Origin of the sequence: Lysobacter sp. 5GHs7-4 (assembly GCF_021284765.1) — a bacterium.
In the GTDB taxonomy this organism is placed as follows: Bacteria; Pseudomonadota; Gammaproteobacteria; order Xanthomonadales; family Xanthomonadaceae; genus Lysobacter.
This window is the reverse complement of sequence record NZ_CP089924.1, coordinates 4617805-4629535: the sequence shown is the minus strand read 5'-3', so window position 1 is coordinate 4629535 and position 11731 is coordinate 4617805. Positions and strand designations below refer to the sequence as shown.

Sequence of the window (11731 nt, the reverse complement as noted above, 5' to 3'; positions counted from 1 at the left end):
CAATTTAGAACGATCTAAATCAACAGCGCCGTCCGGCCGGAGTCGTCCGCCCGGTCCGCCACCGGAGCCGTCCATGCCTGCCGATCCCTCGTTCCCGCATCGCTCGTTCAAGCGCCATCTGCGCTGGCCTCTGCTGCTGGCCTGGGCGATCAGCGGCCTCGCCACCGCACAGTCGCCCTCGATTGCCGACGCCGCCGCGCGCCGCGCCTACGACGCGGTCGACCCCTTCATCGGCACCGGCGGCGAAGGTCACACCTTCCCCGGCGCGGTGGTGCCGTTCGGCATGGTCCAGCTCAGCCCGGATACCCAGATCAAGCCGCGCAAGGAGGCCTACGGCTGGGCCGCGGGCTATCGCTACGACGACACCAGCATCGTCGGCTTCTCGCACACGCATTTCTCCGGCACCGGCCACTCCGACCTGGGCGACGTGCTGCTGATGCCGATCGCCGGCGAGGTGCGCCTGGAGCGCGGCGAGGACGGCAAGCCCGGCAGCGGCTACCGCTCGCGTTTCCGTCACGACGATGAAGTCGCGCAGCCCGGTTACTACGCCGTGACCCTGGACGACTACCAGGTGCGCGCCGAACTCACCGCCACCGAGCGCGTCGGCGTGCACCGCTACACCTTCCCCAAGGGCAAGCCGGCGCACGTGCTGATCGATCTGCGCACCAGCATGTACGACTATCCCGGCAAGGTGCTGTGGTCGCGGCTGCGCCTGCGTCCGGACGGCACCGTCACCGGCTTTCGCGAAACCCGCGGCTGGGCGCCCGGCCGCCAGCTCTACTTCGCGATGCGCTTCTCGCGCCCGCTCAGCGGCCACCAGTTCCACGACACCGAACAGGACGTGATCTACAAGGGCTTCCCGCCCCCGGCCGAAAAGACGCCGACCCTGCGCGCGCAGATCGAAGGCCGGCAACTGGTCGGCGCCTTCGATTTCGCCGACGCATCGGGGCAGTCGCTGGTGGTGAAAGTCGCGATCTCGCCGGTCAGCGAAGAGGGAGCGATCGCCAACCTCGACGCCGAAGTCCCCGGCTACGATTTCGACGGCGTGCGCGCCCAGGCGCGCGCACGTTGGACCGAGGCCCTGTCGGCGGTCGATCTGGACGCACCCGAACCCGCGCGCAAAAGCTTCTACACCGCGCTCTACCACACGCTGATGGGCCCCAGCCTGTTCATGGACAGCGACGGCCGTTACCGCGGCCCCGACAACGCCGTGCACCAGGCCAAGGGCTATCGCCACCACTCCACGTTCTCGCTGTGGGATACCTACCGCGCGCTGCATCCGCTGCTGACCTTGGTACAGCCCGAACAGCGCAACAGCGACTTCGTCAATTCGCTGCTGGCCTCACGCCGCGAAAGCCCCTACGGCGTGCTGCCGGTGTGGTCGTTCCACGGCCAGGAGACCTGGTGCATGATCGGCTACCACGCCGTGCCGGTGATCGCCGACGCCTACATGAAGGGCATCCGCGGGTTCGATGCCGATCAAGCCCTGCAGGCCATGGTCGCCAGCGCCAGTTACGGGCCTTACGACGGCATCGCCCAATACATGGAACTGGGCTACGTGCCGATCGACGAAGAAGGCGAGGCCGCGTCCAAGACCCTGGAATACGCCTACGACGACTGGACCATCGCACGCATGGCCCAGGCCATGGGCCGCAAGGACATCGCCGCCAAGTTCAACGAGCGCGCCGGCAACTGGAAGCACGCCTTCGACGCCAAGACCGGCTTCATGCGCGCGCGCAAGCGCGACGGCAGCTTCCGCGAACCCTTCGACGCCACCGTCAGCGGCTACGGCAGCGACTACACCGAAGGCAACGCCTGGCAGTACTCCTGGTACGTCCCGCAGGACGTCGCCGGCCTGGCCCGCGCGCACGGCGGCGACGACCAGCTGATCGGCAAGCTCGATGAGGTGTTCGACGCCAAGGTCGATCCCAAGATCTTCGCGCACATGGAAGACATCACCGGCCTGATCGGCTGGTACGCGCACGGCAACGAACCCAGCCACCACGTCGCCTACCTGTACGCGTACGCCGGCCAACCCTGGCGCACCCAGGAACGCCTCAAGCAGATCATGGCCACCCAGTACGCCCCGCGCCCCGACGGCCTGGCCGGCAACGACGACCTCGGCCAGATGTCGGCCTGGTACGTGTTCACCGCCCTGGGCTTCTATCCGGTGGCGCCGGGCAGCAACGAGTACGTGATCGGCCGCCCCTTCCTGCCGCGCGCCACCCTCAACCTGCCCAACGGCAAACGCTTCAGCGTGATCGCCGACGGCCTGGACGACGCCCACACCTACATCGGCCGCGCCACCCTCAACGGCAAACCGCTGGACCGCGCCTACCTGCGCCATGAGGAAATCCTCGCCGGCGGCGAACTGCGCTTCACCATGCAGGCCCAGCCGGACAAGGCCTGGGCGACGGATCCGAAGCAGCGGCCGTACTCGATGTCGCGGCCCTGAGCGCTAACGGCCGCCCGGCGTCTGCCGGCGCGGCCGCCTGCGGCACATCCCGCACGGCTTATGCCGCGCCGCCCGCTCCCGTAGAATTCCCCGGCGCGCGGGCCTATAGCTCAACGGTTAGAGCAGAGGACTCATAATCCTTTGGTTCCAGGTTCGAATCCTGGTGGGCCCACCAGTGAAATCAATTGGTTGCGCGCGTCGTCAGTTAGTACCTCAGTTCTCGTGTCCGCCAAGTGTCCGCAACCTCTTCGCCACGGTTCCTGGTCTGCTATGGAGCGAACTTGGTGACTTTAGGTAGCGCGCGTGGCGGCGGCGCGACACCCATTCAGCAGGGGTCGAAATCCTATTGCTAGTGGAAGGGAGCGCCCTGGCTGGCTCTGAGGCCAGTCACCACTTCAGGCTTGCAGTGCATCCAGGCGGCCGACGTCACCTGCCCATAGCCCCGTTCGTTGCCGACGAACGGTAGTTATCCACAGTCCAGCTAGCCCATGGCGCCGCTGAAATGGACCGTGAGTTAGGACACACTTCGGCGTAGGGGTGTGACGATCCGCCTACATGGCACTTATACAGAGAGTGGTATAGTCCGCTTGCCGAGGAGCAATTCGCCCATGAAGGGAATCGCGTGGTCTTGCGGGGCAAAAAAGGAATTGCTGGATTTCCCAGAGCAGTCACGCAGTGATGCTGGCCATGCGTTGTTTGTTGCTCAACAGGGCGCGAAGCACCCATCAGCGAAGCCATTGAAAGGCTTCGAGGGCGCGTCAGTTCTTGAGATCGTCCTCGATGAGGACGGGGACACCTATAGGGCCGTGTATACCGTGCAATTCAAAGATGTAGTAGTCGTCCTTCACGCTTTTCAGAAGAAGTCACACAAGCAAAAGGAAACACCGAAACGACACATCGATCTGATCGAGCGACGCTTGACCCAAGCCAGGAAGGACTTTGGAGGCAAATGATGAAGCGCAAGGACACTGTGAGCGATGATAGCTTCGTTCTAGGAAGCGACAACGTTTTTGCGGATTTGGGTCTACCCAATCCGGAGGAGCACCTCACTAAGGCGAGCCTCGCATATCGGTTAAATGAGCGCATCGACTCACTCGGCAGTTCGCAACAGGAAATTGCTGGGCGTCTTGAGATCAGTCAGCCTAATGTTTCGCTTTTGCGGAATTACAAGCTCCAAGGATTTTCTGTGGAGCGATTGCTGCAGTTCCTCGTCAAGCTAGGTCTGCAGGTGACTATCAGCGTGGGAGAAAAGCCCACTGCCAATGCCTGCCTACGCGTCGTTTGTCGGGTCGATGAGTACCTGCTTCCCAAGAGCTCAATTCCAAAAACTGGCACGTACAGTGCATGGATGTTGGGCGCCGAAGGCTCAAGTCGTGTAGGCGACCGCACGCACCACACAACGGTTCCTACCTTCAGCGTCCCTCCAGCAGACGCTGAATCCATTCGAGTGCATTCATCCTTCGGCCTCACCAGTGGGCGGCAACTTCAATGAGCAAGGTGCGCGCCAAGAAGGGAGGGGCGGCCTCCGTACCATCGGTTAATTGGGCGATCCTAGCTAAGGAAATGCTCAAAGACGGGCAAACGGGAGCGCCTTCCGCAATCAACATCGTGGAGGAGATCTACATTCCTCGATCGATCTTGGAGTCGAGGGACGGCCTTACACAAGTGGAGGCTGCTGCCCCTCTCGTGCTGTATTTCACCGTTGATTGGCGCTGGCCTAATGAATGCAACTCGACAGAACCAGTAAGGTTCGATTTGAATTGGGTTCTACCTGATGGCAGAGGTTTCTTGGCGACTGATGTTGAACCCAGCATCATCTTGAGACCAGATGTGGGAAATCGCTGTCACGTTGAGGCCTCGGTCAACGGAATGCCGTTCGATGGTGAGGGCGTCTATCATTTTCAGATCATGCTTAACGGAATTGGCACGTTCCGATATCCGATCCGCGTAATCGCGGCTCCTGATGAACCAGCCCGCGCCCGTAAGCCGCGAAAGGCCCGGGCGCCGAGCAAAGCATCGAAGAAGTTGAAGTAGAGAGCAGCTCCTCCAGGTCTCGGGCCACTATAGGAGCTCCGCATCCTCTCTAGCTGATCCCGTCACGAATGCACTCGCGTGTTCGATCTACACTGCAGAGTACGGTCTGGGCATCACCTTTCGCGGTGGATGCCGGATTTAGCGCGGCCGCCCACGTCGTACGCCGCATCAATGCGGAGCTGAGCGAAGAGGTCAAGCGGGCGGAAGCGGTGTGCGTACAGAGTTGATCGACTCGTTGGTGCCGTTGATTCAGCGTCTTGGTCCACGAGACTTTGAGGTCCTGGTCGAACTCATCTTCGGATCCAGCGGTTGGCGTCGGATCGATTCGACCGGTGGCACCAGGAAGCTGCTGGATCTCGACCTTGAGCTGCCCTCCACGGGAGAACGCGCTTTCGTGCAGGTGAAGGCGAAGACGACTCAGTCCGAGTTCGAAGCCTACGCTCAGCAAGGAAAGGACGGGGTTTTCAATCGTATGTTTTACGCCTACCACACCGGCGCCGTCACGACGGATGACGAGGCCATTACCGTGATCGAGGCGTCGAGGCTCGCACGCATGACGCTGGATGCCGGGCTCACGGATTGGGTCATCCGAAAAGCGGATTAGCAGGCGTCAGCCCTGCTTGATGAGCTTGCGTTGGCCAATCGAGCTGCTTTTGCGCGCGGTTGGTTTTGCGAGGCCGGGGATAAGAAAATCGGTGGCGCTACGGCCATGCTTGGTCTTTTGCGCCAGCCATCGTGGCATCCGTCCGCGACCCGACCAGGTATTGCGCTTGTTCTCCGGGTCGCGGTATTTGGCGGCGACCTTGCCGGTTTTCCGCCGCGGCGCCCGCTTCTTGCCGGCGGCCTCGGCTGCCGGCTGGTCCCCGTAGAGTTCCTCGATCGTGTAGCCGAGTTGAGCGGCTAGCGCGATCGCTTTCCGACGGACTACGGCAATGGGGCGACGGCTGGAAACCAGCTGCTTCCGCCGCTCCGCGGCGATCAGTAGGGAGTTCAGTTCCGGCAGGCTGAGCGCTTCGAGATCGAAATTCATGCCGCCGAGGGTCCAACCACACGTATCGGCCTGTCAAGTGACAACGCCTGTATTCCGTGCGCGGTTGGCAGATTTTGCCCGCCAGCAGCTCTGTGGCCGAGAGTGATGGCAAGGATCCGGCCTTGCCCCGGTCGGTTGGCATCGCCTTGCCCGGCCTCAGTTGCCTGCCCCAAAACTGACCGTGAGCACCGCCCGTATCGTGCGCGGCGAAACTGGAGACAGCAGCCCCGAGCGCGCGACGGTATAGCCTTCCTCGCCGGTCAGATTCGACGCCACGATGCGCAGCTCGGCAGGACGGTCGGCGAGCGTGAAGCGGTGGCGCGTACCCAGGTTGAGCGTGGTGATGGCCGGCGCCTGGATCGTATTGGCGGTGTTGGCCCAGCGTTCGCCGGTGTGGCTGAGGCTGGCGTCGAAGGACCAGTCGTCGCGCAGGCGGTACTCGATGCTGGCGGCGGCGACGAACTGGGCGACGCCCACGCCGTGCGAGCCGACCAGGCCCGCGTCCACCAACGGGCCGCTTACTTCGGAGTCGAAGCGGACGACGCCGGCGACGAGGTTGGTGCGGTCGTTGAGTTTGCCGGCGATCGAGGCTTCGATGCCGCGGTGGCGTACTTCGCCGATCAGGCCGAAGGCGCCGTCCTGGCGCAGGCCCTGGCTGGGCTTGGAGACGTCGAAGACGGCGCCGATGAAGTTCAGGCGTGGCGTCAGCGCATGACGCAGGCCCAACTCCTTTTGCACGGCCTCGCCCGGCGGCAGCACTTCGTCGCGGTTGGTCGCCGATCCGGGCGCGGCGCCGCTCTCCTCCAGGCCGGTGACCCAGCTGCCGAACAGCGCGGTGCGGTCGCTCAGATTGAACACCGCCGAGGCGTTGTGATGAGTGCTCAGGCTGACGCGTTGGGTGCGGTTACCGGAGAGCGCCTGCGAGGCCTTGTCGTAACGCACGCGGTGGAGGCCCAGACGCAGCTGAAAGCGATCGCGCCAGCTCAGGGCGTAGCTCGCCGACGCGGTGAGTTGTTCGGTCTGATCTTCGCCGCGCCGTCCCGACCACGGCAGCTCCGCCACCTCGGGCGGATCGCCGGACAGGTGGAAGGCGCCCAAGGGAATGGCTTGGCTGGAGGTGAATTCGTTGCGGGTGCGCGCGCCGCGCAGCGACAGGCTGGCGCGGTGGTCGAGCGCGCCCATGGCGAACGAGCGCGCGATCCTGGCTTCGGCCGAGGTCGCATGCTTCTCGCGCCTGGGCGTGCGCAGCGTGGTGGCGGTGGCGTTGCCGGCGGCGTCGGCCGAGATCAGGGTGAAATCGTTCTTGTCGATATCGAACGTGGAGCGGAACGCCGACAGATCGATATCGAAGCCGCCGAATCGCCCGTCGAAGAGCAGGCCGGTGTTGGTGCTCAGGCCCACGGTTTCCGCCCACGAAGGCGAGTACTGATGCAGCGCTCGCAACGGCGGCGGCAGCGCGGCGCTGGACGGGGCGACGGCATAGTCGCCGTCGTAGTGGCGGCGATAGAGCGAGGTGAAGGCGCGCAGCCGCCGGTCGCCTGCGAGCTTCCAGGTGGCGACGCCACCGGCGTTGACGCCCGAACCTCGGTAGCCCTGGTAGTGCACCTGCAGCGGGCGCCAGAGCAGGCCGCCCGCGAGACTGAAGCGCCCGACCTGCGCCGAACCGTCGGCCTGGACCACGCGCGTGCCGAAATCGCGAAAGCCCAGGCCCAGGCGAAGTTCGTTTTTCGTACCGGCCTCGCGCAATCGATAGTTCACCACGCCCGACGGCGCGGGATAGTCCAGGCGCGCCGCATTCACGCCCACACGCACGCCCACGCTGGACAGCACGGTGTCGTCCATGGCCGCGGCGCGGCCGAAGTAGGCGCCGTCGATGCGGTAGGCGCCGCTGTCGTTGAGGTCGAAGCCGCGCACCTGGCTTTCGGTGTAGAGGCCGGACTGTTCGATGCCCGCACGCTCGCCGAAGGCGTCGACCGCCGAGGTGAGCGCGTTATCTTGCGCGATCGCGGGCGTCGCGACGGCGCAGCTGATGGCAAGGCTGGTAAGGCGAAACGCGTTGCGGCGCATAGAAAGAACCCGGGCTGGAGGGGAGGCCCGGAAATTCTGTGGTTCGCGATACAAGGCGCGCGCTGACGCAAAGGCCTATCCGATTGCATTTCCTGCCACCTGGCGTAATGTGCGCGAATGCGCAATCGCACCCGTGAAGTCTGGTTCGTGGTGTTTCCGGGATCGGAGCTGCTCGATCTCAGCGGTCCCTGGTCGGTGCTGGGCTATGCGAACGAAGTGCTGGGCTGGCCCGCTTATGCGGCCAAGATCGTCGCGCCCACGCGCGGCGCGGTACCGACCCGCCACGGTGTGGTGTTGGGTGGCGCTAGCTCTCTGGAAGAGGCGGCGCGCAACGGTTTTCCCAATACCGTGGTGATCGCCGGCGCCACGCCGGCCAACGGCCGCTCCGCCGGCGAGATGCGGGTAGCGCGGTGGCTGCGCGAGCACGCGCGCCGCATTTCCCGGATCGTGTCCATCTGCACCGGTGCGTTCGTGCTCGGCGAAGCGGGCTTGCTCGATCGCCGCTCGGCGACTACGCACTGGGTCTATCGCGACGAATTGCGCGCCCGCTTTACGCGTGCGCGCGTCGACAGCGACAACCTGTTCCTACGCGACGGTCGGATCTGGACTTCGGCCGGCATCACCGCCGGGCTCGATCTGATGCTGGCGATCATCGAGGAAGATCACGGACACCGGGCGGCGCTGACGGTGGCCAAGAGCCTGGTGCTGTACCTGCGGCGCTCCGATCAGCAGGCCATGTTCTTCGACGAAAGCATCGTGCCGGTGCGCGAGCTGGACAGCAGCGTTCATATCCTGACCGCGTTGATCCAGGGGCACCTGGCCAAGCCGCTGCCGATCGCCAAGCTGGCCAAGCTCGCCGGCATGAGCACGCGTACGCTGGCGCGCGTGTGCGAGCGGGATTTCGGCCAGACGCCGTCGTCGGTGATACGCCGCATGCGCCTGGAGCAGGCGCAGCGCATGTTGGAGCACACCTCGCTGCCGCTGAAGACCATCGCGACGCGCACCGGCGTCGGCGACGAGGGCACCTTGTGGCGTTTGTTCCGTCGCCAGCTCGGGATCGCGCCGATGGAATACCGACGGCGGTTCAAACCCAACCGAGCAGATTGAACGCACGATCCGCGTACCCGTCTAGATGCCCCACAGCGACTTCGCCTCTTCGGCGATCACGTCCGGCCGCTCCTCCGGCCAGAACAGCTTGCCGCCTTCCACCAACCGCACGCCGCGCGAGCCGGGCAGGGTCCGGTCCAACCAGTTGGCCCAGGCGACGGGGAAGAGTACGTCGCCGGTGCCCCACACCATGCGCGTGGGCGTGCTCAGACGGCGCAGATCGGGTTCGATCGCGAGCAGTGGATTGGCCAGCAGCGCCGCCAGATAGCGGTTCAATTGCGATCTGCGTTTGGCCGACGCGACCAGCGGCCTGAAGTAGTACTCGATGGTGGCGTCGGCGACCGCGTCCGGCTCCATGTAGGTGGCGCCGATGATGCCTTTGTCGGAACGGGCGTAGGCCGGATCGTCCAGATGCCGCTGCATCTTCGGGTGGTAGGCGCCAGCGACGCCGGCCTGGATGGAATTCAACATCTGCGGCGGCGGACAGTTCTCGTGCACGTCGCAATTGGTGAGCAGCAGGGTGCGCACGCGCTCGGGGTGCTGCACGGCGAACAGCTGCGCGATCGCGCCGCCGCTGTCGTTGGCGACGATGTCGGCGGACGCGATACCGAGGCGATCGAGGAACGCCGCCAGCATGTCGGTCTGCGCTTGCGGCGACAGGTCCTGGCGCTCGGGCGAGTCGGTGTAGCCCATGCCCATGAAGTCCGGCGCGATGCAGCGGCGATGCGGTGAGAGCCGCTGCAACGAATCGCGCCAATGGAATCCGTTCAACGGCAGGCCATGGAGGAACAAAGCGGCCGGCCCGCTGCCGCGCTGCACATAAGCGATGCGGCCGAAGGCGGTGGGGGCATAGCGGCGAAGCGCGGCGAACGCGTTGGTCTCCGTTGTGGCGGCTTGCTTGCCGGAAGCCACACCGCAGGCGGCGAGCGCGGCGGCGCCGGCGATCGATGCGCAGGAACCCAGGAAGTCTCGTCGGTCCATGTCAGGTCCACGTGTGCCGGCCGGTCGGCAGGCGGTGCAGGCATTGATGCAGGCGTACTCCCGCCCAGGCAATGCGTCTGGGACGAACGACGAAAATCGGCCGGCGAACGTCGGCTACGTGCGGTCCGCGCATCCGCGCCAACCCGCCTGGCGCCGCTTAGCGTCTCCCCCTTTGGAAAAGGGGGATTAAGGGGGATTTGCTTTTGCTCTCCGCGACTGAACGGCTCTCTCAACTCTCAGGAGAAAGAGCACAGGCCCTCAGCTACCGCCCGCAGCCCCCAAGCCCGCCATGCCCAGCGCCTTGCGCAAATCATCGCGATAGCGACGCCCACCCGACAGCTTCTGCCCGTTGCGCAAGCGCAGCAGGTACTGCCCGGAAGGCAGCAGTTCGACATCGTGCACGGCGCCGATGCGCACCATGCGCGAGCGGTGTATGCGCACGAACTGGGTCGGGTCTAGTCTGGCCTCGATGGCGCTGAGGGTATCGCGCGCCAGGTGCCGCTCTTGCCCACAGTGGACCTCGACGTAGTTCGCGCTCGCAATCAGCGCATCGATGGTCTGCACCGGTACCAGGCGCTGTCGCGCGCCCGCCTGCAACAACAGGCGTTCGGGAAACGCGGAGCCGCGCGCCGCCACGCGCGCGCGCAGGCGTTCGAGCGTGGCATGCAGGCGTCGGGTCGTGAACGGCTTGAGCAGGTAATCGACCGCGTCGGTCTCGAACGCGTGCACCGCATGTTTGGAGTGGGCGGTGACATAGACGATGCAAGTGCCGCCCGCGGCGACATCGGCCGACACCTGCAGCCCGCTCATGCCCGGCATATGGATGTCGAGGAACGCGGCGTCCGCTGCATGCGCGCGCAGCGCCGCCAGTGCGGACGCGCCGTCCGTGCATTCGGCCAAGACCTCGACGCCGTTCTCGCGCAGCAGGCGCGCCAGGCGCGCCAGCGCCATGGGCTCGTCGTCGACCACGATCGTGCGCAGGGGCCGGTTCATGCGGCCGCCATCGAACGCAGGGGCAGGTCGATGCGGACGCAGGTGCCGCCGCCGGGTAAGGCCAACACGTCGAAGGTGAAGTCCTCGCCATACAGGTACTGCAGCCGCGCGCGCGCGCCGGCCAGGCCCACGCCTTGTCCTGGGGCCGCGGCGGCTGCGCCGTCGCCGTCGTCGCAAACTTCCAGCAGCAGCCGATGCTCCCGGCTATGGGCGGCCACCCGGATGCTGCCGGGCTGTACGCGCGGGGCCACCGCGTAGCGGATCGCGTTTTCCACCAAGGGCTGCAGCAACAGCCGCGGCACCATCGCCGAGGCCAGCGATTCGTCTACGTCGAGCTGGAAGCGCAGCCGCGGTCCCAGGCGGACCTGCTCGATGCCCACGTAGTCCTCGATCAACTCGATCTGATCGCCCAAGGTGGCCTGCTGGTCGCTTGCGCCTTCGATGCTTTGCCGCAGCAGGCCGCCCAGGCCCACCACCATGCGGTCGGCGGCCGCCACGTCGCGGTGCATCACCTCGCTGATGGAGTGCAGCGCATTGAACAGGAAGTGCGGATCGAGTCGCGCGGCGAGCGCTTCGTAGCGCGCTTGCGACAGTTGCGACTGCAACTCGGCCTGCTGTCGCTGGCGCAGCCGGTCGCGTCTTGCGAACAGCAGCGCGTGCGCTACGCCGACGATCATCCAGGCGGTAAGCAGGTTGCCCAGAAAGCTGGTGCGCAGCAGCGCGGTCCATCCAGGCAACTGCGCGTACCAGCCCACCCAGGGGTTGAGCGCGGCGGTGCATGCGGCGCGCGCCGCGATAATTGCGGCCACGCTCAGGCTCAGCCAGCCGATGGAGCGAAGCAGGGCGCCGCGCTCGATCGGGTGGCGGTCGACGCAGCGGAAAAGCAGCAGCGTGAACGGGATCCACAGCAGCGCCTTGGCCATCTCGGTGCGGAACAGATGCGGCCAGCCGACCTGACCGGAAAAGGCCTCGTGCATCTGTCCCGTCCAGATCAGCCCGGTGAGCAGCCACCAGGCACTCACCCAGGTCCAAGTCAGCAGCGTTTGCCGTTGCATCGGAGACGG

11 protein-coding genes and 1 tRNA gene are annotated in these 11731 nt (G+C 65.4%); 7 read left to right on the top strand and 5 right to left on the bottom strand.

Annotation, left to right across the window (positions count from 1 at the left end; translation table 11 throughout):
* Window positions 1-73 precede the first annotated feature (73 nt).
* The 6 genes from LVB77_RS20900 to LVB77_RS20875 all read left to right on the top strand — a co-directional run bounded on the left by LVB77_RS20900 (window position 74) and on the right by LVB77_RS20875 (window position 5093).
* Complete coding sequence (locus LVB77_RS20900; RefSeq protein ID WP_232908119.1) at window positions 74-2455, top strand: GH92 family glycosyl hydrolase; 2382 nt, start codon at window positions 74-76, stop codon at window positions 2453-2455.
* A gap of 99 nt (window positions 2456-2554) precedes the next feature.
* A tRNA-Ile gene (locus LVB77_RS20895) sits at window positions 2555-2630 on the top strand.
* Window positions 2631-3063: 433 nt separating this feature from the next.
* Window positions 3064-3408: a type II toxin-antitoxin system RelE/ParE family toxin gene (locus LVB77_RS20890; protein WP_232908118.1), complete on the top strand. Its 345-nt coding sequence runs from the start codon at window positions 3064-3066 to the stop codon at window positions 3406-3408.
* On the top strand, window positions 3408-3947 hold the full coding sequence (locus LVB77_RS20885) for a helix-turn-helix transcriptional regulator (RefSeq protein ID WP_232908117.1): 540 nt from the start codon (window positions 3408-3410) through the stop codon (window positions 3945-3947). The genes LVB77_RS20890 and LVB77_RS20885 overlap by 1 nt, the downstream gene beginning before the upstream one ends.
* Window positions 3944-4489, top strand: a complete 546-nt coding sequence (locus LVB77_RS20880) for a hypothetical protein (RefSeq protein ID WP_232908116.1) — start codon at window positions 3944-3946, stop codon at window positions 4487-4489. The genes LVB77_RS20885 and LVB77_RS20880 overlap by 4 nt, the downstream gene beginning before the upstream one ends.
* 211 nt (window positions 4490-4700) lie before the next feature.
* On the top strand, window positions 4701-5093 hold the full coding sequence (locus LVB77_RS20875; protein WP_232908115.1) for a hypothetical protein: 393 nt from the start codon (window positions 4701-4703) through the stop codon (window positions 5091-5093).
* Window positions 5094-5099: 6 nt separating this feature from the next.
* Here LVB77_RS20875 and LVB77_RS20870 read toward each other — a convergent pair whose 3' ends face one another.
* Window positions 5100-5519, bottom strand: coding sequence for an H-NS histone family protein (locus LVB77_RS20870; RefSeq protein ID WP_232908114.1), 420 nt, complete (start codon window positions 5517-5519; stop codon window positions 5100-5102).
* 156 nt (window positions 5520-5675) lie between these two features.
* Window positions 5676-7586 carry a TonB-dependent receptor gene (locus tag LVB77_RS20865; protein ID WP_232908113.1) on the bottom strand — a complete coding sequence of 637 codons (1911 nt, stop codon included), beginning with the start codon at window positions 7584-7586 and terminating at the stop codon, window positions 5676-5678.
* 117 nt (window positions 7587-7703) lie between these two features.
* Between LVB77_RS20865 and LVB77_RS20860 the strand changes: the two genes are divergently transcribed.
* On the top strand, window positions 7704-8693 hold the full coding sequence (locus tag LVB77_RS20860; protein ID WP_232908112.1) for a helix-turn-helix domain-containing protein: 990 nt from the start codon (window positions 7704-7706) through the stop codon (window positions 8691-8693).
* Window positions 8694-8714: 21 nt separating this feature from the next.
* Here LVB77_RS20860 and LVB77_RS20855 read toward each other — a convergent pair whose 3' ends face one another.
* From LVB77_RS20855 to LVB77_RS20845, 3 genes are all read right to left on the bottom strand, one after another.
* Window positions 8715-9674: an alpha/beta hydrolase gene (locus LVB77_RS20855; protein ID WP_232908111.1), complete on the bottom strand. Its 960-nt coding sequence runs from the start codon at window positions 9672-9674 to the stop codon at window positions 8715-8717.
* Window positions 9675-9932: 258 nt separating this feature from the next.
* Window positions 9933-10625 carry a LytTR family DNA-binding domain-containing protein gene (locus LVB77_RS20850; RefSeq protein WP_232908110.1) on the bottom strand — a complete coding sequence of 231 codons (693 nt, stop codon included), beginning with the start codon at window positions 10623-10625 and terminating at the stop codon, window positions 9933-9935.
* A 38-nt stretch (window positions 10626-10663) separates the two neighbouring features.
* Window positions 10664-11722, bottom strand: coding sequence for a histidine kinase (locus LVB77_RS20845; RefSeq protein ID WP_232908109.1), 1059 nt, complete (start codon window positions 11720-11722; stop codon window positions 10664-10666).
* Between the last annotated feature and the right edge of the window lie 9 nt (window positions 11723-11731).

What these genes read in the sequence shown, in the direction of transcription:
- LVB77_RS20900 (WP_232908119.1), top strand. Translation starts at nt 74, where the DNA reads ATGCCTGCCGATCCCTCGTTCCCGCATCGCTCGTTCAAGCGCCATCTG.
- LVB77_RS20890 (WP_232908118.1), top strand. Translation starts at nt 3,064, where the DNA reads ATGAAGGGAATCGCGTGGTCTTGCGGGGCAAAAAAGGAATTGCTGGAT.
- LVB77_RS20885 (WP_232908117.1), top strand. Translation starts at nt 3,408, where the DNA reads ATGAAGCGCAAGGACACTGTGAGCGATGATAGCTTCGTTCTAGGAAGC.
- LVB77_RS20880 (WP_232908116.1), top strand. Translation starts at nt 3,944, where the DNA reads ATGAGCAAGGTGCGCGCCAAGAAGGGAGGGGCGGCCTCCGTACCATCG.
- LVB77_RS20870 (WP_232908114.1), bottom strand. Translation starts at nt 5,519, where the DNA reads ATGAATTTCGATCTCGAAGCGCTCAGCCTGCCGGAACTGAACTCCCTA.
- LVB77_RS20865 (WP_232908113.1), bottom strand. Translation starts at nt 7,586, where the DNA reads ATGCGCCGCAACGCGTTTCGCCTTACCAGCCTTGCCATCAGCTGCGCC.
- LVB77_RS20860 (WP_232908112.1), top strand. Translation starts at nt 7,704, where the DNA reads ATGCGCAATCGCACCCGTGAAGTCTGGTTCGTGGTGTTTCCGGGATCG.
- LVB77_RS20855 (WP_232908111.1), bottom strand. Translation starts at nt 9,674, where the DNA reads ATGGACCGACGAGACTTCCTGGGTTCCTGCGCATCGATCGCCGGCGCC.
- LVB77_RS20850 (WP_232908110.1), bottom strand. Translation starts at nt 10,625, where the DNA reads ATGGCGCTGGCGCGCCTGGCGCGCCTGCTGCGCGAGAACGGCGTCGAG.
- LVB77_RS20845 (WP_232908109.1), bottom strand. Translation starts at nt 11,722, where the DNA reads ATGCAACGGCAAACGCTGCTGACTTGGACCTGGGTGAGTGCCTGGTGG.